Here is a 21,852-nt window from a genome sequence, read left to right as displayed (position 1 = left end):
AATCTGAAGATCCAGCAATATGAAACAACTGAATCAGTTGCAGAGGGTGGGAATGACTGACAATATCGACACATGAGTACGAAGTCTTCCCAGCCTGCCCTTGATGACATCTCGAAGCGCATCGTCGAGCTGCTGCAGGAGGACGGGCGACGCCCCTACGCCGAGATCGCCCGCGAGGTCGGCCTCAGCGAGGCTGCGGCGCGCCAGCGGGTGCAGCGGATGACCGAAGCCGGGATCATCCAGATCGTCGCGGTCACCGACCCGATGCAGCTCGGCTTCCACCGTATGTCGATGATCGGAATCCGCGTCTCGGGCGATCCGCGGGAGATCGCCGAAGAACTCACCCGGATCCCCGAGCTGGCGTACGTCGTCGTCACGCTCGGCACGTTCGACATCCTCGTCGAGGCCGTGTGTGAGAACGACGAGCACCTGATAGACCTCATCGCGACCCGCATCCGCACCATCCCCGGCATCACCCACACCGAGAGCATGCTCTACGCCGGTCTCTACAAAGACCTCTACAACTGGGGCACGCGCTGACGCGCACCCCGCTCCCGTACCTCGCACCCGCACACCACGGAGAGAAACCATGGGCACCACCGTCTTCGAACGTCAGCAGCCGTCGCCGTCCGTCATCGACGACTCCCTCCGCGACACCGCGCTGCGGGTGTTCTGGCTCGACGACGTCGACCGGCCGGCACATCCGCGGCTGAACGGCACGGTCCGCGCCGACCTCGCCATCGTCGGCGGCGGGTACGCCGGACTGTGGACGGCGGTGCGCGCCAAGGAGCGCGACCCCGAACGCCGCGTCGTGCTGCTCGAGGCCTCGCGCATCGCCTGGGCGGCCTCCGGCCGCAACGGCGGCTTCTGCGAGTCGAGCCTCACACACGGACACGAGAACGGCGTGAACCGCTGGCCGGAGGAGATCGACCGCCTCGAAGAGCTGGGACACGCGAACCTCGACGCCATCGGCGAGACCGTCGAGCACTACCGGATGGATGCGGAGTTCGAGCGCACCGGACAGCTGGCCGTCGCCATCGAGCCCCACCAGGTGGAGTGGTACCGCGATGAGCCGGGCTTCCTCGACCGCGCAGCGGTGCAGGCCGAGGTGCACTCCGAGACGTTCCTCGCCGGCGACTGGGACCGCGACGGCTGCGCGATGGTGCATCCGGCCAAGCTGGCTGTGGAGCTGGCCCGCGTGGCCGCCGACCTGGGCGTCGAGATCTACGAGCACAGTCTGGTCCGCGCCATCGAGGGCGACGGATCGGGACCGATCACGCTGGTCACAGCGAACGGCCGCGTGATCGCGGATGCCGTGGCGCTCGGGACGAACGTCTTCCCCTCGCTCCTCAAACGCAACCGCCTGATGACCGTGCCCGTGTACGACTACGTGCTGATGACCGAGCCGCTCTCCTCCGAGCAACTGGCCTCGATCGGCTGGTCGAACCGACAGGGGCTCGCCGACAGCGCGAACCAGTTCCACTACTACCGGCTCACGGGCGACAACCGCATCCTGTTCGGCGGCTACGACGCCATCTACCACTTCGGCGGCAAAGTGCGCGCGGAGTACGAGGACCGCATGGAGAGCCACCGCAAGCTCGCCTCGCACTTCTTCACGACCTTCCCGCAGCTGGAGGGCCTGCGCTTCACCCACCGCTGGGCCGGAGCGATCGACTCGTCGAGCCGCTTCTGCGCGTTCTTCGGCACCGCCCGCAAGGGCCGCGTGGCCTACGCGACCGGCTTCACCGGGCTCGGCGTCGGGGCCGCACGCTTCGCGTCCGACGTCATGCTCGACAAGCTGTCCGGTGAGGAGACCGAGCGCACCGCGCTGCGGATGGTGCGTGAGAAGCCCATCCCGTTCCCGCCCGAGCCTGCCGCCTCGATCGGCGTCAACCTCGTCCGCGCCGCGATGAACCAGGCCGATCACAACGAGGGCAGGCGCAACCTGTTCCTCAAGACGCTCGACGCCGTCGGCATGGGCTTCGACTCGTGAACGGTCTCGCCGCCGGGGCGGGACTGGATGCCGCAACCCTGCCTCTGGCACACGAGTCACTGCCTGCGGATGAGGTGCTCGCCGGCGCGCCCACGACCGCCGCGCAGGAACTCGCGACACTCGGCGGGACCGAGATCGGCGTCTGGGAGATGACCCCCGGCACCGCGACCGACACCGAGGCCGACGAGGTGTTCGTCGTGCTGTCGGGCCGCGCCACGATCGCGTTCGCCTCGTCCGGACTGCCCGACCTCGAGGTCGGTCCCGGCTCGGTCGTGCGCCTCGCCGAGGGCATGCGCACCACCTGGACCGTCACCGAGACCCTCCGCAAGATCTACATCACCTGACGCTCTTCGAATCGCGCGAAGGGCTGCATCCCCGGGCGCGATGGAGCCGTTCGCGCGATTCGAAGGCGAGAGATCAGCCTTTCCGAAGGAACCAGACGCGGCGCTCCTGATCGCGCCGCAGCCAGGGCAGGAACGCCCACCAGAGCAGGAACGCGACCGCCGCCCCGCCGATCAGTCCGGCGCACGTGTCGGTGAACCAGTGCGCATTGATGAGCGTGCGCTGCCACACCATGCCGACGGCCAGGAGCACTCCGAGCACGATCCAGACGCGGCGCGCCCAGACCGCGGATGCCGGGATCAGTGCGAGCACCGTGATGATGATCGCGGCCATGCTCACGGAATGTCCGGACGGGAACGAACCGTGGTCGACCTGCACGAGCGGGCCGAAGAGTCCACCGGCCACGTCTTCGGCCGGGCGCGGCCTGTCGACGAGGTTCTTCGTGAGCTGCGACAGCAGCCCTGGGCCGGCGAGCTGCACCGCGATCACGAACAGCGCGGAACGCCAACGCCCCATCAGCGACAGCACCAGCGGGAGGAGGATCATCATGAGCACCGCCCCAGGGAGCTGACCGAGATGCTGGAACATCTGCGCCAGCACGAAGCCGGGCAGCGTCGATTCCGGCCCGACCCCGACACCTCTGCGCCACAGGTCGTCGAGGCCCTGCGTCCACGGCGCATCGGGCGCTGCGAGCACGCCGACCGCGAGAGCCACGAACACCGCGAGCAGCCCGAGAGCGGTCCACAGCATCCACCGAGGGCGCGGCGAGGCCACCGGTCGGGTGGCATCCCCGACCGCGACAGCCGTGGTCACGACGGCGTTCCCAGCAGCGGCCGCACGGAGGCGTAGGCATCGGACATGTCGCGGGTCGGCACGTCGTAGACCCGCGCGATGCCCTTCGATCCCTGGTGACGCGGCCAACCGGGGTCTCCTCCGACGATGAACGCGACAGCGGCGCCGTGCACCTCGTCAGCCAGCTCCTGCGGCGGGTTCGGACCCGCGAGCGGCTCCATCGCCGGACCGTCGAGGCAGTCGAAGAAGAACGGCACATCGAGGCAGTGCTCGGCGAAGCCGAAGTGTCCGGACGGCCACGAGAAGCGGTACAGCCAGGTGGGAGCGGCACCGCGGTCGGCGACGATCTTCAGCAGCGCCGAGCGGAACATCCGGTCCGTCAGCAGCCGACCGCCCACCCGGGCGTTGCCGAGTCCGGTGATGTCGGCGTTGGCGGCGAGGTACTGCCGACGCGCACTCTTCGGCAAGCCGAGCTTGTTCAACAGCAGCGACCTCGGCACCCAGCGCAGCTTCTTCTCGGAGCCTGCGAAGACCATCGTGAACTCGTCGTCGGTCGCACCGATCACGAGCGGCTTGTCGGCACCGACACCGGCGCGGAGGGCCTCACGCGTCGGGCGTGGCAGCAGGTCGCCGTCGACGGCCGGACCGAGCGGAAGGCCCTCTTCGACCACACTCCCGAGCGAATCAGGACCGAGCTCGGTCGCCTTCTTCTGCAGCTCGAGGATGCGGTCCTCGGACAGCGTCGAGAACCCGGCCACGGTGGGCGCGACCCCGGCCGCTGCGGCGAGTCCGCGCCCGAAGGCCTCGGCGCGGGCCGGAGCCACGTCGGCGAGCGCACCGGAGATCGCGTACACGCCGTGGAACAGATGCTGTGCCTTCTCCATGCCGAGCAGGGTCAGCACGGCTCCTCCGCCGGCGGATTGCCCGGCGATCGTGACGCGCGACGGATCCCCGCCGAACTCAGCGATGTTCTGCTGCACCCACTCGAGGGCGAGCAGCCAGTCGCGCACGCCCCGGTTCGAGGGGGCATCCTCGATCCAGCCGAAGCCGTCGAAACCCAGGCGGTAGGAGAGCGACACGGTCACGACGCCGTCACGGTTAAAGTTGCGGCCGTCATACCAGGGGCTCGCGGGCGAGCCGGCGAAGTATCCGCCGCCGTGGATCCAGACGAGAACAGGAAGACCGGCGCCCTGCGCGGCAGGGGTCGGGTCCGGCGTGAAGACGTTGACGTTGAGCGTCGAGTCGCCCTCGACGCTCGGTTCGGGGATGAGCGTCACCCCGGGGTCGCCGCGCTGGGCGGTGGCGGCGAACTCGAGCGCATCGCGCACTCCCTCCCACGGCGCTTTCGGCACGGGCGCCTGAAAACGCAGCGCGCCGATCGGCGCCTCCGCGAACGGGATGCCCAGGAAGGCTGCCGACCGCGGATTCCCGCGCCCGCCCGTCGTCGGGCGCCAGCGGCCCCGCACCCGTCCGGCGGCCGTGGCCACCTCGACGAAATCGGCGGTCGTGTCGAAATCGGTATCCGTCATCACAGCATTCTCCTGCTCATTCCCGGTCATCAGCGCACTCCCTTGATCGGCGCGGTCGCGACGGCGGCGAGGATCACGAACACGATCGCGAAGACGAAGAGCATCGCGTAGCCGCCGACGGAGGTGATGATGACACCGCCGATGGCGGGACTCAACGCCTGCGGCACATTGGTCGCGACGTTGAGGATGCCGAGATCCTTGCCCGCCGAGACGCCCTCGTTCGGCAGCACCTCGGTCATGAGCGCCGCATCCACCGACATGTACAGGCCGAAACCGACGCCGTTGATGATGCTCATCAGGACCATGCCGGTCATGTTCGGCTGCAGCAGCGGCATCGCGAGGCCCGCGACCATCACGGCGGAGGCGGCGTAGATGAACACCTTGCGGCGCCCGACCCTGTCGCTCCACCACCCGGAGAGGGCGATCGCGATGAGCGTCGGGATGAAGGCCACGAGTGTGAGGGTGACGACGGCCCCCTGGGCATCCGCGAGTGGCAGGCCGATGTAGTCGGTGAGCATGTACAGCTGATACGCGCTGACGACGAAGTAACCGAGGATCAGCAGGAACCGCGCGGCGAACGCCCAGGCGAAGTCCGGGTGACGGCGCGGGTCGATCCAGAATCCTCGGAAGAATGCACCCCAGCGGAACGCATCCACGGCCGCGTGCTTCGACGACCAGTCGCGGTTCACGAGTGCGAACAGCAGTGCCGCCACGATCACGGCACCGCCGAACACCGCGTAGCCGATGCCGATCTGCGCGGCGAAGGCACCGGCGAGCATGATGCCGACGGTCATGCCGACCTGCGTGCCGAGTCCGATCATCGCGCTCGCCCCGCCGCGCTTCGAACGCGGGAACCGATCGGCGGTGATCGCGGTCAGGGGCGCCTGGAAGAAGTTCAGCGCCACCTGGATGATCACCCAGAACACCGTGATCCAGAGGATGTCGGTCAGCGAGCCCAGCCCGAACAGAAAGATGCCGCCGATGATCGCGCCGAGCACCATCCACGGCACGCGGCGTCCGAAGCGCGAGCGCGTGCGGTCGCTCAACGCCCCCACGATCGGCTGCGCGAACAGCGTGAACACGAAGGAGATCGTGGTCACGACGGCGAGGTTGCCGACCTTGTTCGCCTCGTCGATCATCAGGATCTGGCTGGGAAGAAGGATCGCGATGAGTCCGCCGTAAGTGGCGAACAGCGTGAGGGAGGCGATCAGCAGGCTGGGCAGCAGCCGCCGGTTCGCCGGCGGACTCGCCGCCGGCTCCCCCGCTTCGGGCGGGACGGCGCGGATGGTGCCGGTCGGCGCCAGTTCGGCGGCGGGGTCGAGCGGGGACACGGACATGTCGGCTCCTCGTTGAGCGGAATGTTGAGCGGAATGTTGAGCGGAATGTTGAGCGGATCTGATCAATACCAAACGGCATTCGGTATTCACCCGACATGCTGACAGATCGTCTCCACCCTTCGCAAGTCATTCACGAACGTTGTTTGGTTTTTGTGATCTGGTCGTGACGGTTACCCTGGAGCCATGGCGACACGAGGGGCGTATGCGAAGGGTGTCGCCAAACGCGAGGAGATCCTCGAGGCCGCCCTCGCCGTCGTCGCGGAGCACGGATACCGCAAGGCTTCCGTACGCGAGATCGCGGATGCCGCCGGACTCAGCCCCGCGGGACTCCTGCACTACTTCGGCAGCAAGGAAGAGCTCTTCGTCGCGATCCTCCGCGCCAGAGACGACCGCGACGAGCAGGAATACGCGGGCGAAGACGCCTCCTCCGCGTTCCTCGCGGTCATGCGCCACAACACCTCGGTACCCGGTCTCGTGCAGCTGTACGCACAGCTGGCCGCCGAGGCCGGAGACCCCTCCCACCCCGCCCACGCCTATTTCCGCGAGCGCACCGAGCGGGTCGAGGCCTTCACCCGCGCGCAGGTCGCCGAAGACCAGAAAGCCGGACGGATGCGCGACGACCTCGACCCCGCCTGGGTGGTGCGCACTCTGCACGCCCTGGCCGACGGGCTCCAGGCCGCGTGGATGCTCGATCCGTCCCTCGACATGGCCGCCGAGATCGAGCAGTTCCTGGTGCTGCTGCGTCCGGCCTGACGACCCGCCTCAGTCGAGCGTCGTCGCGACGGCGTGCGGCATTCTGGCCCTCATGATTCGGACCGCCTCGGGGTTGTCGTCGACGAGCACGGCGTCGCGGCCGAGCGCCGAGGCGACAGCTCCCGTCGTGCCACTCCCCGCGAACAGATCGAGCACCCGGTCGCCGGGGCGACTCGACGCCGTGATGATACGCCGCAGGATCCCCTCAGGCTTCTGCGTGGGGTAGCCGGTCTTCTCCCGTCCGGTCGTCGGCACGATGGTGTGCCACCAGACGTCGGTGGGGAGTTTGCCGCGCGCGGCCTTCTCGGCCGTGACCAGCCCGGGCGCCATGTAGGGCTCGCGGTCGACCTCGTCGGAGTTGAAGACATACTCCCGTGGGTTCTTCACGTAGACCAGGATCGTGTCGTGCTTGGTCGGCCAGCGGCTGCGCGACTTGGCACCGTAGTCGTACGCCCAGATCAGCTCGTTGAGGAAGCAGTCCCGTCCGAAGACCGCGTCGAGCATGACCTTCGCGTAGTGCGCCTCGCGATAGTCGAGGTGCAGGTACAGAGTGCCGTCGTCGGCGAGCAGCCGCCAGGCCTCCTCGAGCCGCGGCATCAGGAAGGCGCCGTAGTCGTCGAAGCGGTCGTCATAGGCACGCAGCATCCCGCGTACGCGCTCGTACGCATGGCCGTGGAAGCCGTGCCGCACCTCGGTCCCCGGCTCGGACTCGCCGGCACCCGGGGCAGAACTCAGGACGACCGGCTCCGCGTTCCCGGTTCGGACGGCTGCCGTGCCTGAATCCGCGCTCTCCTCCTGAGTCATGAACGTCCGCCGCGCAGTGACCACCTGCCGCTCCTGCGTGCGGCCGGTGTTGAACGGCGGATCGAGGTACACCAGGCTGAAGGACCCGGAGGGCAGGGTCGCCGCGACGGCGAGGTTGTCGCCCTCGACGATCGTCACCGCCCCCGGCACGACCGGCGCGATCACCGGCATGACGTCAGGCGCCGCGCCCTGCGGGTCCGCCGCGGCGGGAACAACCGGGTCCGGCGCCGTCACGGCACCCGATGCAGCCACGCCTCGGTGGCGAACTTCGACTCGACGAGCGCCTCGGCGTCGGCGTACTCGTCCGCAGAGATCGAACCGGTCTCGGCATGGGTCAGCGAGCGGAAGGTGTCCTTGAAGCGCTCGATGATCTCGGCGCGCTCTAGTCCGGTCTGGCTGCGCAGCGGATCGACGCGCTTGGCGGCGGATGCAGTGCCCTTGTCGCTGAGCTTCTCGCGGCCGATGCGCAGCACCTCGGTCATCATCTGCCCGTCGATGTCGTACGAGAGGGTGGCGTGGTGCAGGACGCCGCCGTTGGCGAGGCGCTTCTGGGCGGCACCGCCGATCTTGCCGGTCGGGCTCGCGATGTCGTTGAGCGGCTGGTAGACCGCGTCGATGCCGAGCGAGCGCAGCGCCTGCAGCACCCAGTCGTCGAGGAAGGCGTAGGAGTCGGCGAAGGTCATACCCGCGACCAGGGATGCCGGCACATAGAGCGAGTACGTGATGATCTGCCCGGCGGCCATGAGCATCGCACCCCCGCCGGAGATGCGGCGGACCACGTCGAATCCGTGCTTCGCGGCACCCTCGGGGTCGACCTCGTTGCGGTACGACTGGAACGAGCCGATCACCACGGCCGACTCGTCCCACTCCCAGATGCGCAGGGTGGGTCGGCGGCGCCCTTCGCCCACGCGGGAGGTGAGCACCTCGTCGAGGGCCAGGTTCATGCGCGGCGAGACCGCCTTCTCGTGCACGATCTCCCAGTCGAAGTCACGCCACCCCGGGGCGGTCACGAGTGCGCGGCGCACCGCGGTGCCCACGGCCTCGGGTGTGAAGCCGAGCAGCTGAGCCCCGTCGGGGAGGGCTGCGCGCACCGCGGTCGCGATCGCGGTCGCATCGGACTCCACGGGCAGCCCATCGACCGCGGCGTTGATGTCGTCGAGCGCCGAGTCGGGTTCGAGGAAGAAGTCTCCGGCGAGGCGGAAGCGCGAGATCCGGTCGTCTTCGATCTCGAGGTCGACGACGACGAGCTTTCCCCCTGGGACCTTGTATTCACCGTGCACGGTTCCAGCTTAAGGCGCGCAGCCCTCGTTCCGGCGGTCAGCCTCCGAGCACCACCACGCGCTCTCCCGCCCTGATCGGCGTCGAATACCTGTTGCCGGCGGGCGGCAGCGGGCACACGAACTGATCCGAGAACGCACACGGTGGCAGGTAGGCGCGGTTGAAGTCGATCACGGCCGTGCCGTCGGCGGCGGGTTCGTCGACAGGGAGGAAGCGGAAGCGGTAGGTCTCGAGCCCGTTCGTCCCGTCGGCGAACACCGCGCTCAACGCGCCCTGAGCGCTCCTGGTCACGGTGAGCGTCTGCGGCGCCCCCGCCAGCTCGAACCGCAGCCGCCCGGCGACGGGAGTCTCGCGCGCATCGCCGTCGACCGAGGTGATCACGATCCGCTCGTCCGGGGTCTCCTCGAACACGGCCGGCAGCCGCCAGCGCTCATCGGGGGCGTAGGCGTCGATCGCCGTAAACCACTCGCGCTGCGGGCGCGCCGGATTCAGCACACGCAGGGCGAGCGTGCCGTGGCGCTCGAACACCCGCAGCTCACGCCGGCCGAGACGGATGCTCTCGCTTCCGCGCAGCACGACGGTGGATCCCGCCTGGCCGAGCTCGCTGCCACGGATACCCCCGTCGCCGGTGAGCGCCCAGAGCCCGGGGATGCCGTCGACGGCCGCCGCTTCGGTGATGAGCCAGTTCGTCGACTCGAGCGCCGACGGACCGTACTCCGAGCCCGCATAGCGTTCGCGTGACGCGTGCCAGTCCTGCCAGTCCTTCACGAAGCTCAACGGAGCGCTCCCTCCCGGCGAGGGAACCACACAGCGGGGGCTCTCCTCGCTCATGCGCGGAATATTGCCCCGAATCTACGGGGGCTCCGCGGCCGGCGAGGCGGTCGTGTCACACGCCTTCACCGCGCGTAACGCCGCGTCATACCGGCATCGTCGGAAAGATCTCACACCGAGACCCACGCTCTCCACCGACACCCATGTTCACGTACGCGCGCCACGGTGGGTGTGGGCGCGGGCCGTGGGTGTCGCCGATGGCGACGCGAGTCTCAGCGCGCGGGGATGTGCGTGTCGAGCCAGGCGAGCACGTCGGCGCGCACCTCTTCCTGCTGCAGCTCGGCGAAGATCTCGTGCCGCGCATCCGGGTAGACGAGCGTCGTGACGTCGGTGAGACCGGAACGGCTGCGGTACTCGTCGGCGAGCTTGTGCACGCTGCGGGGTCCACCCACCGGGTCGTCGCGACCCACGAGCAGCAGCATCGGGATGTCGTGTCCCAGGTCCTTGGCCGGACGACCGTAGAGCTTCGCGGCCTCGATCGGGCCGAAGAGCTTGAGCAGCGGCACGTCGGTGGTCAGCGGATCCTCATCGAACGCGGCCCAGACGGCGGGGTCGCGGCTGAGCCATTCGAGACCGGTTGCGCCCTCGCCTGCCCAGCGCGCGTTCAGGGGCGCGGCGTTGAGCGACCCCGGCATCCGCAGTGCCGAGCCGGAGAGGATGACGGCGTCCCAGGCTTCCGGGTGGTCGTTGACGAGCATCTGCGCCAGGAACGAACCCCAGGAATGACCGAGCAGCACGAGGGGCAGATCGGGGTTCTCGTCGCGGATGATGCCCGTCAGCTGCCAGACGGCCTCCTCGGCCGCGCGCAGCCCGCCCTTGCCCAGACGGCCGAGCTTCTCCGGGCCGCCGTGCTGACGGATGCCGGTGCGACCGTGTCCACGATGGTCATCGGCGTAGACGTGGAAACCGGCAGCGGTGAGCGCCGCGATCAGCGCGCCGTACCTCCCCGCATGCTCGCCGACGCCGTGCAGCAGCTGCACCACGCCGCGGGGAGTCCCCTCGGCGGGATGGACGTCGTAGACGATGTCGACGCCATAGGCATCGGTGAACTCACGGGTATCCATCACGGTGCGAGCCTACCCATCACGCGAGAGGGCGGCTACCGGGCGAGGCGGGCGGCTACCGCGCGAGGGCATCCCGGATCGCGAAGGCGATGTCGCGATCGGTGACCTCGTATCCGCCGACCCCGTCGGAGGCGGAGCCCATGCGCACGCCGCCGTCCTGGGTCACGGCGCGCTTGGCGGAGAAGTGGATCGCATCGACCCCCGCCGCCGCCAGAACCGGGGCGCTGGCCACGTCGACGCCGCTGCCCGCCATGATCTCGATCTCGCCCTCGGCTGCGGCGACGAGGGCACGCAGCGTGTCGATGCCGTCGATCGCCGCGGACGCTCCCCCGGACGTGAGCACACGACGCAGGCCCAGCTCGCGGGCGCTCTGCAGTGTCGCGACAGGGTCGGCCGTCACATCGATCGCACGGTGCAGCGTGGCGGGCGCTCCCCCGGCCGCATCACGCAGACGCGCCATCGCGAACAGGTCGAGACGCCCGTCGGCATCCAGGGCACCGATGACCACACCGGAGGCACCGGAGGCGATCGCACGGCGCACGTCGAGCTCGGCGACCGCCAGCTCGTCGTCGTCGTAGTGGAATCCACCCGCGCGTGGGCGGATCAGCACGTGCACCTCGGGGCCGTCGGCTCCTGCCGCCTCGACGGCGAGTTCGAGCGTCGCCGGCGACGGGGTCAGTCCGCCGAGGGCGAGGGCGGTGGCGAGTTCGACGCGTGCAGCGCCGACCTCCTTGGCGATCCGCACTCCGGCGGGGTCCTGCACGGCGATTTCCAAGGCGAGCGATCGGGTCACCCCTCCATTGTGCCCGCTCCCCTGCCGGCATCCGGAAAATTAGATAGGCTATCTAAGTAATGTCTGCGTCTGATGAATCCCTCGACCTCACCGCCACAGACCTTCGCATGGCCACGTTCCGGCTGGCCCGCCGCCTTCGCTGCGCCCGCGCCGCCGACTCGATGAGCGACGCGCAGCTGGCGGTGCTCGCCGACCTGCGCATGAACGGACGCCGTACGATCTCGACCCTCGCCCAGCGCGAGCGCGTCACCGCACCGTCGATGACCAGCACGATCAACGGCCTCGAAGAGCAGGGCCTCGTCGTGCGCACCCCCGATGAGGACGATCGCCGCCGCGTGCAGGTCGACATCACCGAGGCCGGCAGCGAGATCGTCGTCGAGACCATCCGCCGTCGCGACGAGCTGCTCGCCGACATGCTGCGCGAGGTCGACTACTCCGAGGCCGAGCTGACCACGCTGCGTGAAGCCAGCGCCCTGATGAGGCGGGTGGTGGAGCGATGAGCGCCATGTTCCGCTCCTTCGCGAACATCAACTACCGGATCTGGTTCGCGGGCGCCCTGATCTCCAACGTCGGCGGGTGGATGCAGGCCACGGCGCAGGACTGGGTGGTGCTCACCGAGCTCACCGACAACGACGCCACCGCGATGGGCGTCACGATGGCCCTGCAGTTCGGGCCCCCGCTCGTGCTCGTGAGCCTGACCGGGTGGGTGGCCGACCGCTTCGACCGGCGGCACATCCTGTTCGCCACCCAGTCGGCGCTGCTCGCCCTCGCTATCGCGGTCGGCGCGCTGCTGCTGGGCGGCCTCATGACCCTGCCGATGATGTTCGGCTTCGCCCTCGGATTCGGCATCGTGAACGCGTTCGACGCTCCGGCTCGACAGGCGTTCGTCTCCGACATGGTCTCCACCGGCGACACCTCCAACGCGGTGGCCCTCAACTCCGCGTCGTTCAACCTCGCCCGTATGGTCGGACCCGCCGTCGGCGGCCTGCTGATCGTGGCGATCGGCTCGGGCTGGGTGTTCATCGTGAACGCGGCGACGTTCCTGGCGATGCTGCTCGCCCTGCTGCTCATGCGCCGCAGCCTGCTCGCCCCACGTCTGAAGAACCGCAATCGCGGGGGGCTGGCCGACGGGTTCCGGTACGTATGGGGGCGCAGCGACCTGCGCGTGGTGTTCGTGACGGTCTTCCTGATCGGCGCCTTCGGCATGAACTTCCCGATCTTCGCCTCGACCATGGCGCTCGAGTTCGGCGCGGGCGCCGACGGCTACGGCGTGCTCAGCTCGGTGCTCGCGATCGGATCCCTCATCGGGGCGCTCCTCGCCGCCCGGCGCGATCGCGCCAGAGTGCGCGTGGTGATCCTCGCTGCCGGAGGTTTCGGCATCGCCGCGTTCGTGTCGTCGGCCATGCCCACGTATGCCTCCTACGCCGTCACTCTGACCTTCACCGGCTTCATGATCGTGACGCTGCTCACCACCGCCAACGGCTACGTGCAGATCACGACCGACCCCGCTCTGCGTGGACGCGTGCTCGCCCTGTATATGGCCGTCATCATGGGTTCGACCCCCATCGGGGCCCCCATCGCGGGATGGGTCGCCGACACGTTCGGCCCGCGGGCCGCGATCATGCTCGGTGGCACGGCCGGGTTCGTGGCCTGCGCGATCGGGGTGATCTGGGTCGCGACCTCCGGCCGACTCCGCCGGGACGAGAACCGCCGGTTCCTGCTCACGCTCGACGAGACCCGCCCGCTTCGCGTGATCGAGGTCGACCCGATCGAGTTCAGCGACGAGGCCGCCGTGACCACGCCGATCCGCACCGCCGAGAAGCGCAACCTCGGAGACTGACCCTCGTCGCGGGATTTGTCAACGCCCTGCACGACCCGGGGCGACCGGTCGTACCGTCTGTGCATGGACGAGAACACGGAACGCACCCCCCATCCGCAGGATCCGGCAGAGGGCGCGCCCGGCGTCGGAGCACCGGACGAAGACTCGGGCCAGGGCGACGGCACCGGCGGCGCCATCCAGGGCGACAGCTCGCGCGGCGAATCCACAGGCGGCGCCATCCAGGGCGACGCCGGCCAGGGCCATCGCGCAGCGCTCGGTGGCGACGAGCACACCGAGGATCAGCTCGACGCGGACAACGCCGCCGAAGAGGACACCCTCAAGACGCTCGATCCGGATTCCCCGCCCGCCTGAGCGTGCACGAGGGCAACGCCACCGCCAGCCGTCCATCCCCAGAGACGGCCCTCCCCTGCGGTGGCGTTGCTCGTGTCGCGTCGAGCCGCGCGGGTAGGGTTCTGCGCATCGGGCCTAGGCGCCCAGCACGAGCTTGAGCTGCTCCACCGCCCAGTCGAGCTCGGTCGCGCGGATCACGAGCGGCGGAGCGATGCGCACCGTCTGTCCGTGCGTGTCCTTGACGAGCACGCCCCGTTCGAGCAGCTTCTCGGCGATCTGACGCCCGGTGCCCTTCGCGGGATCGATGTCGACGCCGGCCCAGAGCCCGGCGATGCGCACGGCCGTGACGCCGTGCCCGATCAGCGGCTGCAGCGCCTGCTCCAGGTGGGCGCCGAGTGCGCGCGCCCGCTCCTGGAACTCACCGGTCTGCAGCATCTCGACCACGCGCAGGCCCACGGCCGCGGCCAGCGGGTTGCCGCCGAACGTCGACCCGTGCTCGCCCGGTCGGATGACGCCCAGCACGTCGGCGTCGCCGACCACGGCGGATACCGGGAGGATGCCGCCGCCGAGCGCCTTGCCCAGGAGGTACAGGTCGGGCACGACGCCTTCACGATCGCACGCGAAGGTCTCGCCCACGCGGCCGAGCCCCGCCTGGATCTCGTCGGCGATGAACAGCACGTTCTTCTCGTCGCAGATCTCGCGGATGCGGCGGAGGTAGCCCTCCGGCGGGATCACGACACCGGCCTCACCCTGGATCGGCTCGACCAGCACGGCCGCCGTGTCGTCGGTGATGGCCGCGGCGATGGCATCCGCATCTCCGTACGGCACCACATCGAAGCCCGGCGTGTAGGGGCCGAAGTCGTCACGCGCCGTGTCGTCGTCGCTGAAGCTGACGATCGTCGTCGTGCGGCCGTGGAAGTTGCCGGCCGCGACGATGATGCGCGCCTTGCCCTCGGGGATGCCCTTGACGCGATAGCCCCAGGCGCGGGCGACCTTGATGCCGGTCTCGACGGCCTCGGCGCCGGTGTTCATCGGCAGCACGAGATCCTTGCCCGCCAGCTCCGCGAGCGCCGCGGCGAACGGCTCCAGCCGGTCGCTCTGGAACGCACGGCTGACGAGCGTGACCCGGCCGAGCTGCTCGGTGAGCGCGGCGACGAGGGCCGGATGCCGGTGGCCGAAGTTCACGGCCGAGTACGCCGCGAGCAGGTCGAGGTAACGCTTGCCCTCGACGTCGGTCACCCACGCACCCTCCGCGCGGGCGATGTTCACCGGCAGCGGGTGGTAGTTGTGGGCGACGTGCGGCTCGGTGCCCGCCTCTCCCGCCGTGGCCGCTGTACCCGGGGTCGCTGTTCCCGTGGTCTCGTCGACCGCGGTCACTTCGCACCCCGCAGCTCGAGCGTGCAGCACTTGATGCCGCCGCCGCCGAGCAGCAGCTCGGACAGGTCCACCATGATCGGGTTGTAGCCGCGCTCGCGCAGCTGCTTCTCGAAGCCCTTCGCCCGCGGCGAGATGACCACGTTGTAGCCGTCGCTCGCCGAGTTCAGGCCGAACACCGAACCGTCCTCGTCCGAGACCAGGATCGCGTCGGGGAAGCGCTCCTCGAGGATCGCGCGGCTGGCGTCGTCGAAGGCACCGGGGAGGTAGGCGATGTTCGCGCGCTCCGGGCCGCCGTTCTCGACACCCTGCACCGGATCGAGCACGGCGATCGCGGTGTCGAGGTGGTAGAAACGCGGGTCGACCAGGTTGAGCGACACGACCTCGCGCCCGAAGACCTCGCCGACCTCGCGGTGGCTGTCGCCCGTGGAGCGGAAGCCGGTTCCTGCCAGGATCACGTCGCCGACGAGCAGGAAGTCGCCCTCGCCCTCGTTGACCTCCTTCGGCATCACCGTGTCGTAGCCCGCAGCACGGAACCAGTCGGCGAAAGCCGGCGACTCGCCCTGACGCTCGACGAAACGGAACTCGGGCACGTAGGCGCGACCGTCGATGAGGAATCCGCCGTTGGCCGTGTAGACCATGTCGGGGTAGCCGGGAAGCGGCTCGATGAGCTCGACCTCGTGGCCCAGCTCGATGTACAGGTCGTGGAGCTTCTGCCACTGCGCGACCGCGTTGGCGGTGTCGGTGGGCTTGGTCGGCTCCATCCACGGGTTGATGGAGTAGTTGACCGTGAAGTGCTCCGGCTTGCACATGAGATAGCGGCGGTGGTGCGCGGTGCGGGCGGGGGCGGTGGAGACGGCGGCTTCAGGCGTCGACATGGGTGCTCTCCTCGTGGGACGGGCGCGGCGGACGCTGTCCAGGGGCCCGGCGGTCCTTCGACCCTTCGCTCGATCGAGCGGGCGTCGGGGAAGATGCGACTCGGGCACGCCGAGGTCCATTCTGTCACCCGCCCCCTGTACGCCGCCAGAGCGCCGACCGTTCCCCTCCACCCCCGCCCCGCCCCTCCCCGTCCCATCTCCGTCCCCCATCCCCGTCCCATCTCCGTCCCATCCCCCGACCCCGTCCCCCGACCCCCGGCCCCCGGCCCCCGATCGCTCCGGTCGCACTTTCTGCCGCCGAAAGCGTCTGAAGGCGGCAGGAAGTGCGACCGGAACAATGCAGAGGGTGCGACCGGAACAATGCAGAGGGTGAGACCGGAACAACGCAGCGGGTGCGACCGGAGGGTCAGAGGGCGGAGCCGGTGACCACCAGCTTGCCGACGGTGTGGCCCGCTTCCAGACGGGCGAGAGCGGCGGATGCCTCGGCGAAGGGGTACTCCCGCTCGATCACGGGAACCACGCGGCCATCGGCGACGAGTTCGAGGAGCTTCGCCAGCACCTCGGGACGCGGCGTCGCGGCGAGTGGTCGGATGCTCCGCGAGCCGATCGACAGGAACACCGCGCGGAGCATCCGCGGGATCGGGCCGAGCACGTGTCCCCCGTCGCCCGTGACGAGCACGACCGTGCCGCCGGGCACCACGAGGCGCTTCAGCTCCCGCAACGGCATCCCTCCGGCGATGTCGACGATCGCATCGAATCGGCCGTCCGGCAGCGCGCTCAGGGGCGACGTCCGGTGGTCGAAGGTGCGCACAGCACCCAGCTGCTCGATCAGCGGTGCGTTGCGGTCACGGCAGGACGCCCAGACCTCGGCGCCGCGGAGAGCTGCGAGCTGCACCGCGAACGTGCCCACCCCTCCGGAGGCACCGATGATCAGCACTCTCGGCGCGCCATCGGCGCGAGCACGCTGCGTGAGGCCGACGCCCGCGAGGTCGAGCGCCTGCCAGGCGGTTCCCCCGGCCACCGGGAGGCACGCGGCGGTCTCCGGGACGATATCGGTCGGGACGGGAACGAGCCGCGCGGCGGGAACGCTCACGTACTCGCCGAGACCTCCGCCGCCGACGAGCTCACCCACCACGTCTTCGCCGATCTCCGCGCCCACGACGTCGGGTCCGACGGCGACCACGGCGCCCGCGACCTCCATCCCGCGCACCGGGTGCTTCGGGCGGGTCAAGCCGAACACCGGACGCACGAGCAGCGGATCGCCGAGCAGGAGGCGCACATCGCCCGCGTTCAACGCCGTGGCGCGCACCCGCAGCAGCACCTCGCCGCGGCCGGGCGTCGGAACCGGGATGCGCTCGAGGGCGACGCCGTCGGCCGGACCGTACGTCTCCCGACGCCACGCCTTCATCGAACGGCTCATGATGATGCTCCTGACGTGTCGGGGTATTCGAAGATGTCGTCGAGCCCCACGCCGAACGCGCGGGCGATCTGGAAGGCGAGTTCGAGTGTCGGCGAATACTTCTGCTGCTCGATCGCGATGAGGGTCTGGCGCGTCACGCCGACCGTGCGCGCGAGCTCGGCCTGGGTGAGTCCGGCCTGTTCGCGATGCGCGCGGATGGTGTTCGAGACGCGGGTGGGCTTGACCATCAGACGAGGCCCCGCCGGTAGGCGACCACCCGGGCGATGCCGCCGATGAACGCCGACACCGCGAAGCCCGCGAACATGGTGTTCGCGATCCAGAAGACATCGGCGCCGACGGCGCACAGCGCGATGACCCCGAGACCGGCGATCACGACGAAAGCCTGCTCCACTCGGCCGCCCATGCGGCTGATGTCGCGGTCGCGGATGTCGGAACGGCCGACACCGTCGGGGTCTCTCAGCCCCGCGATGATGCCCCACCCGACGCTGAGGATGATCGTCGCGACGATGCCGCCGCCGATCACCCACAGCATGAGCGGGAACCAGTCGACAGCGGTGAGCGGCCCTCCCCCGGCCTGCTGGAGCACCAGCACGACGTAGACGACCATCACGATCGGGCTGACGATGAGTCCCGCCCAGGCATTGCGCTCTTCGTAGACCATGACGACTCCGATGTAAAAGATTATTGACACGCTCAGCGTACGTCCGTCAGGGAGGTGTGTCAAGAATTCTTTACACCAGGCTCAGATCACGTCGCTGCTCCACGGGTCGAGGTTGCCGTAGCGGTGGGCGGTGATCGAGATCGACTGCTCGTGCACGAACGGCAGCAGCTCGATGCGGGCGGCGGCCGTCACCTCGCCGTCGTACACCGCCAGGTCGGGGTCGCCGGCGGAAGCCGTGGCGAGCTTCGCGCGAAGGGCGGCGACACCGTCCCGCCCGCCGACCAGCCGCACCCGATCGCTCACCGGCAGCGCGACGCCCTCGGGTGCATCGTCCTGTCGCAGCAGCCGCTGCAGCCACTCGTCGTCGCTCTCCAGGAACACCGGGGCATCCAGGTCACCGAGAGCGCGACGCACCTCGCCGGGCACCCCGACCGGGGTCGAGATGACGAACTTCGCCCCTGACCGCACACCTGCGATCACGACGCGCAGCAGATCCTGCAGTGCCGCATCGTCGGTCGCGCGGACCTCGACCGGCACCGGGCGATAGCGGAACAGGTTGCGCTCGACGCCGAGACGCGAGACATCACGGACCTGCCCGAACTCGCGGTCCCAGGCCAGCGCATCCGACAAGGCCGAGCGCCGCAACCACTCGAACGACTCGTAGGCGAGCGACGACTGGGCCGCCTCGATGAGGGCGGTGATGCGGGAGTCGAGTCCCCGCAGATGCAGCGTGCTGGAGGCCGGTCCTCCCGGCAGGGAACGCCAGGACCCCAGACCGATGAGGTAGTTCGGGCCGCCCGCCTTGGCACCGGGGCCGACGGAGGAGCGCTTCCACCCTCCGAACGGCTGGCGCTGCACGATGGCTCCGGTGATGCCGCGGTTCACGTAGAGGTTGCCCGCCTGCACACGGCCGAGCCAGAACGCGAGCTCCTCCGGGTCCTGGGTGTGGAGCCCGGCGGTGAGGCCGTAGGCGACGGCGTTCTGCATCTCGACGGCGCGCGCGAGCGTCGGCGCATGCATCACGCCGAGCACCGGCCCGAAGAACTCCTCGGTGTGGAAACGCGACCCCGGCTGGACGCCGACCCGCACCCCGGGCCGCCACAGGCGTCGGCTGCCGTCGTCCCCCGCAGCGAGCGACGGTTCGATCAGCCATTGCTCGTCGCCCTCCAGCTCGCTCAGCGCCCACGCGAGCTTTCCGGTCGGCTGGTCGATCACCGGGCCCACCTCGGCCAGCGGATCGGTGGGCTGCCCGACGTGCAGCGACCGCACAGCGTCGGCCAGCTGGCGCGCGAACCGGGCGGAGCGTCCGACCGGTCCCACGAGGATGGCGAGCGAGGCCGCCGAGCACTTCTGCCCGGCGTGTCCGAAAGCGCTCTTGACGAGGTCGGCGACCGCGAGATCGAGATCCGCCGAGGGGGTGATGATGATCGCGTTCTTGCCGCTGGTCTCCGCGAGAAGCGGCAGATCGGAGCGCCAGGAGCGGAACAGCGCCGCCGTGTCCCACGCGCCGGTGAGGATCACCCGGTCGACGGCGTCGTGCGTGATGAGCTCGCGGCCGAGCTCCCCCTCCTCTATGTCGACGAGCGCGAGCAGGTCGCGCGGCACCCCCGCCTGCCACAGGGTCTCGGCGATGACGGCGGCGCAGCGGCGGGCCTGCGGAGCGGGCTTGAAGACGACACCCGAACCTGCGGCGAGCGCGGCGAGCACCCCACCCGCGGGGATCGCGAGGGGGAAGTTCCAGGGCGGCGTGACGACGGTGACGGATGCCGGAACGAACACGGCGCCGGCGATCGCGTCGAGCTCGCGCGCCTTGGCGGCGTAGTAGCGGGCGAAGTCGACGGCTTCGCTGACCTCGACGTCGGCTTCCGCCAAGACCTTGCCCGTCTCGGAGGCCGCGACCTCGATGAGGTCCCCTCGCCGCGACTCGAGTGCGGCCGCCGCACGCAGCAGCACCTCGGCCCGCTCGGCAGCCGGCCGCCCACCCCAGGATGGAGCGGCCCGGCGCACGCCCTGCACGATCCGCTCGAGATCCTCGGGATCGGACACCCGTGCAGACGCGATCGTGGCGTCTCCCAGATCGGAGGCGGCGATGCGCTCGCGCACCTCGCGTGCCCACTCCCGGTTCGCGGGGAGAGCAGGATCGGTGTCGACCGTGTTCGAGAAGCCCGGAGCGCCACCGGCATCCTGGTCCAGCTCGCGCGCCGAGTACACGGCGGTCTCGAGGAACGCCTCGCGCCCGCCGTCGTCGGATCCGCGCGAGATGCCGAGCACCGCCTTGGTGAGGTCGGTCTCGGGCACCGGGGCTGCGGGTGCCGTCCGCACGGACTCGTGCACGGGCGCGCTGCGGTCCTGCGTGCGACGCGGTCCGATGCGCAGCGTGGCGTCGCCCGACCTGTCCAGTGCATCGAGGAAGCGGTCCTGCTCCCGCACGAACAGCGACTCGTCCTCGCCGAGCCGGAACGCGGCGGAGAGGAAGTTTTCCGGCGAAGCATTCTCCTCGAGCCGGCGCACCAGGTAGCTGATCGCCACGTCGAACTCGGCGGGCTCGACCACCGGCACGTACAGCAGCACGGGGCCGACCTCACGCGAGACGGCCTGCACCTGCCCCTGGGCCATGCCCAGGAGCATCTCGAACTCGACGGCCTCGCGCACCCCCCGTTCTCCGGCGAGCAGCCAGGCATACGCGATGCCGAAGAGGTTGTGCCCTGCGATGCCCAGCTTCACGGCCGCGGTGTGCTCGGGCTGCAGAGCCCAATCCAGACAGCGCAGGTAGTTCGCGTCGGTGTCGAGCTTGGTGTCGTAGGTCGCGGGCGTCCAGCCGTGCATCCGGGCCTCGACGTTCTCCATCGCGAGGTTCGCCCCCTTCACGAGGCGCACCTTGATGCGGGCGCCGCCGTGCGCGACACGGTCCCGCGACCAGGCGGTGAGCTCCTGCAGGGCGGGCAGGGCGTCGGGCAGGTAGGCCTGCAGCACGATGCCCGCTTCGAGCCCGGCCAGGCGCGGGTCCTCGAGGATGCGCGTGAAGACCGCGATCGTGAGGTCGAGGTCGCGGTACTCCTCCATGTCGAGGTTCAGGAAGGTGCCGTCGGCCGCCGCCGTCAGGTACAGCGGGAGCAGTCTTTCGACCACCTCGTCGACGACCTCGTCGAACGCCCACATGGAGAGGTGGCTGATGATCGCCGAGACCTTCACCGAGACGTAGTCGACATCGGGACGCCGGATGAGCGCGTGGATGCCGTCGAGCCGTCGCCGCGCCTCCGCCTCGCCGAGCACGGCCTCGCCGAGCAGGTTCAGGTTGAGACGGGAGCCGCTCTCCCGGATCCGCTCGATCGCCGCCCCGAGCTTCGCAGGTCGCGCATCCACCACGAGATGCCCGACCATGTCACGGAGCACCCGACGGGCGATCGGCACGACGGGTGACGGCAGGACCTGCGCGACACCACCACCGAGACGCACGGCCGAGCGCAGGTACCAGGGCAGGAACTCCGGCACGATCGGTGCGATCCGATGCAGCTGCGAGGCGGCCGCGGTCAGGCTCTCCGGGCGCATGACGCCGTCGACGAAGCCGAGCGTGAACGGCAGCCCGTTCGTGTCCTGCAGCACGCCCGCGAGCCGTGCGGCCGCGGGGTCGGGTTCGATCGCCGCGGCCTCGATCGCCCACCGCCGAGCCAGCTCGACGGCACGGTCTGCGAGGGGTGCGGATGCCACGGCATCCGGCGGGAGGTCTGCCATGGATTTCAGCCTAGGTCTGGAGCAGGATCCTCCCGCCGTTCGAATCGCGCAAATGGTCGCTTTTCCCGCTCGGATGCAGTCATCTGCGCGATTCGAAACGG

The 21,852-nt window shown here is 69.7% G+C and carries 21 protein-coding genes; 7 read left to right on the top strand and 14 right to left on the bottom strand.

Translation table 11 applies throughout. From position 1 onward, the window contains the following. Positions 1–72: 72 nt before the first annotated feature. From GLO27_RS14150 to GLO27_RS14140, 3 genes are read left to right on the top strand one after another with little or no spacing between them, the layout of a single operon-like run. On the top strand, positions 73–540 hold the full coding sequence (locus GLO27_RS14150; RefSeq protein WP_021200288.1) for an Lrp/AsnC family transcriptional regulator: 468 nt from the start codon (positions 73–75) through the stop codon (positions 538–540). A gap of 49 nt (positions 541–589) precedes the next feature. Next, positions 590–1,993: an FAD-dependent oxidoreductase gene (locus tag GLO27_RS14145; protein ID WP_021200289.1), complete on the top strand. Its 1,404-nt coding sequence runs from the start codon at positions 590–592 to the stop codon at positions 1,991–1,993. Then, on the top strand, positions 1,990–2,337 hold the full coding sequence (locus tag GLO27_RS14140) for a cupin domain-containing protein (protein WP_021200290.1): 348 nt from the start codon (positions 1,990–1,992) through the stop codon (positions 2,335–2,337). Before GLO27_RS14145 ends, GLO27_RS14140 begins: the two co-directional genes overlap by 4 nt. A gap of 73 nt (positions 2,338–2,410) precedes the next feature. Here the strand turns inward: GLO27_RS14140 and GLO27_RS20295 are convergent, their stop codons facing one another. Genes GLO27_RS20295 through GLO27_RS14125 form a run of 3 tightly spaced genes read right to left on the bottom strand, consistent with a single transcriptional unit; the run spans position 2,411 to position 5,993 of the window. After that, positions 2,411–3,148, bottom strand: a complete 738-nt coding sequence (locus tag GLO27_RS20295; protein WP_167255408.1) for a phosphatase PAP2 family protein — start codon at positions 3,146–3,148, stop codon at positions 2,411–2,413. Further along, a complete protein-coding gene (locus tag GLO27_RS14130) occupies positions 3,145–4,656 on the bottom strand; it encodes a carboxylesterase family protein (protein ID WP_031207538.1) in 1,512 nt (503 codons plus the stop codon). Before GLO27_RS14130 ends, GLO27_RS20295 begins: the two co-directional genes overlap by 4 nt. 29 nt (positions 4,657–4,685) lie before the next feature. After that, positions 4,686–5,993: an MFS transporter gene (locus GLO27_RS14125; protein WP_021200293.1), complete on the bottom strand. Its 1,308-nt coding sequence runs from the start codon at positions 5,991–5,993 to the stop codon at positions 4,686–4,688. Between the two features lie 183 nt (positions 5,994–6,176). Between GLO27_RS14125 and GLO27_RS14120 the strand changes: the two genes are divergently transcribed. Beyond that, entirely contained in the window at positions 6,177–6,746 is a 570-nt protein-coding gene (locus GLO27_RS14120; RefSeq protein WP_021200294.1) for a TetR/AcrR family transcriptional regulator, read from the top strand. 9 nt (positions 6,747–6,755) lie between these two features. On the opposite strand, the gene GLO27_RS14115 is transcribed toward GLO27_RS14120, so the two are convergent. The 5 genes from GLO27_RS14115 to GLO27_RS14095 all read right to left on the bottom strand — a co-directional run bounded on the left by GLO27_RS14115 (position 6,756) and on the right by GLO27_RS14095 (position 11,516). Continuing rightward, positions 6,756–7,802, bottom strand: a complete 1,047-nt coding sequence (locus GLO27_RS14115; RefSeq protein WP_021200295.1) for a site-specific DNA-methyltransferase — start codon at positions 7,800–7,802, stop codon at positions 6,756–6,758. Continuing rightward, positions 7,781–8,830 (bottom strand): biotin/lipoate A/B protein ligase family protein, encoded by a 1,050-nt coding sequence (locus GLO27_RS14110; RefSeq protein WP_029259853.1) that lies wholly within the window; start codon positions 8,828–8,830, stop codon positions 7,781–7,783. Before GLO27_RS14110 ends, GLO27_RS14115 begins: the two co-directional genes overlap by 22 nt. 37 nt (positions 8,831–8,867) lie before the next feature. Beyond that, positions 8,868–9,659 carry a DUF1684 domain-containing protein gene (locus GLO27_RS14105; protein WP_243844839.1) on the bottom strand — a complete coding sequence of 264 codons (792 nt, stop codon included), beginning with the start codon at positions 9,657–9,659 and terminating at the stop codon, positions 8,868–8,870. Positions 9,660–9,871: 212 nt separating this feature from the next. Further along, a complete protein-coding gene (locus GLO27_RS14100; RefSeq protein ID WP_021200298.1) occupies positions 9,872–10,723 on the bottom strand; it encodes an alpha/beta hydrolase in 852 nt (283 codons plus the stop codon). A gap of 55 nt (positions 10,724–10,778) precedes the next feature. Continuing rightward, positions 10,779–11,516 carry a copper homeostasis protein CutC gene (locus GLO27_RS14095; RefSeq protein WP_021200299.1) on the bottom strand — a complete coding sequence of 246 codons (738 nt, stop codon included), beginning with the start codon at positions 11,514–11,516 and terminating at the stop codon, positions 10,779–10,781. Between the two features lie 59 nt (positions 11,517–11,575). Here GLO27_RS14095 and GLO27_RS14090 point away from each other — a divergent pair, with 59 nt between their 5' ends. The 3 genes from GLO27_RS14090 (at position 11,576) to GLO27_RS14080 (ending at position 13,707) form a co-directional block, all read left to right on the top strand. After that, positions 11,576–12,016, top strand: a complete 441-nt coding sequence (locus GLO27_RS14090; RefSeq protein WP_167255406.1) for a MarR family transcriptional regulator — start codon at positions 11,576–11,578, stop codon at positions 12,014–12,016. Positions 12,017–12,021: 5 nt separating this feature from the next. Then, positions 12,022–13,356, top strand: coding sequence for an MFS transporter (locus GLO27_RS14085; RefSeq protein WP_029267728.1), 1,335 nt, complete (start codon positions 12,022–12,024; stop codon positions 13,354–13,356). 63 nt (positions 13,357–13,419) lie between these two features. Then, entirely contained in the window at positions 13,420–13,707 is a 288-nt protein-coding gene (locus GLO27_RS14080; RefSeq protein ID WP_021200302.1) for a hypothetical protein, read from the top strand. 114 nt (positions 13,708–13,821) lie between these two features. Here the strand turns inward: GLO27_RS14080 and rocD are convergent, their stop codons facing one another. From rocD to GLO27_RS14050, 6 genes are all read right to left on the bottom strand, one after another. Continuing rightward, the gene (gene rocD / locus GLO27_RS14075; protein ID WP_021200303.1) at positions 13,822–15,063 is read right to left on the bottom strand and encodes an ornithine--oxo-acid transaminase; all 1,242 of its coding nucleotides are present in this window, start codon (positions 15,061–15,063) and stop codon (positions 13,822–13,824) included. Continuing rightward, on the bottom strand, positions 15,060–15,938 hold the full coding sequence (gene ddaH, locus GLO27_RS14070; RefSeq protein WP_021200304.1) for a dimethylargininase: 879 nt from the start codon (positions 15,936–15,938) through the stop codon (positions 15,060–15,062). The genes rocD and ddaH overlap by 4 nt, the downstream gene beginning before the upstream one ends. A 406-nt stretch (positions 15,939–16,344) precedes the next feature. Beyond that, positions 16,345–17,358 carry an NAD(P)-dependent alcohol dehydrogenase gene (locus GLO27_RS14065; protein ID WP_021200352.1) on the bottom strand — a complete coding sequence of 338 codons (1,014 nt, stop codon included), beginning with the start codon at positions 17,356–17,358 and terminating at the stop codon, positions 16,345–16,347. Continuing rightward, entirely contained in the window at positions 17,355–17,585 is a 231-nt protein-coding gene (locus tag GLO27_RS14060) for a helix-turn-helix transcriptional regulator (RefSeq protein WP_021200351.1), read from the bottom strand. The genes GLO27_RS14065 and GLO27_RS14060 overlap by 4 nt, the downstream gene beginning before the upstream one ends. Continuing rightward, positions 17,585–18,049: a hypothetical protein gene (locus GLO27_RS14055; protein ID WP_318387093.1), complete on the bottom strand. Its 465-nt coding sequence runs from the start codon at positions 18,047–18,049 to the stop codon at positions 17,585–17,587. Before GLO27_RS14055 ends, GLO27_RS14060 begins: the two co-directional genes overlap by 1 nt. Before the next feature lie 51 nt (positions 18,050–18,100). Continuing rightward, positions 18,101–21,751, bottom strand: a complete 3,651-nt coding sequence (locus tag GLO27_RS14050; protein ID WP_167255404.1) for a proline dehydrogenase family protein — start codon at positions 21,749–21,751, stop codon at positions 18,101–18,103. Positions 21,752–21,852: the final 101 nt, after the last annotated feature.

The sequence above is a fragment of the Microbacterium sp. Be9 genome (assembly GCF_011754135.1).
In the GTDB taxonomy this organism is placed as follows: domain Bacteria; phylum Actinomycetota; class Actinomycetes; order Actinomycetales; family Microbacteriaceae; genus Microbacterium; species Microbacterium maritypicum_A.
Note: the sequence above shows the minus strand (reverse complement) of the source record. Positions and strands in the feature narration are given on the sequence as shown.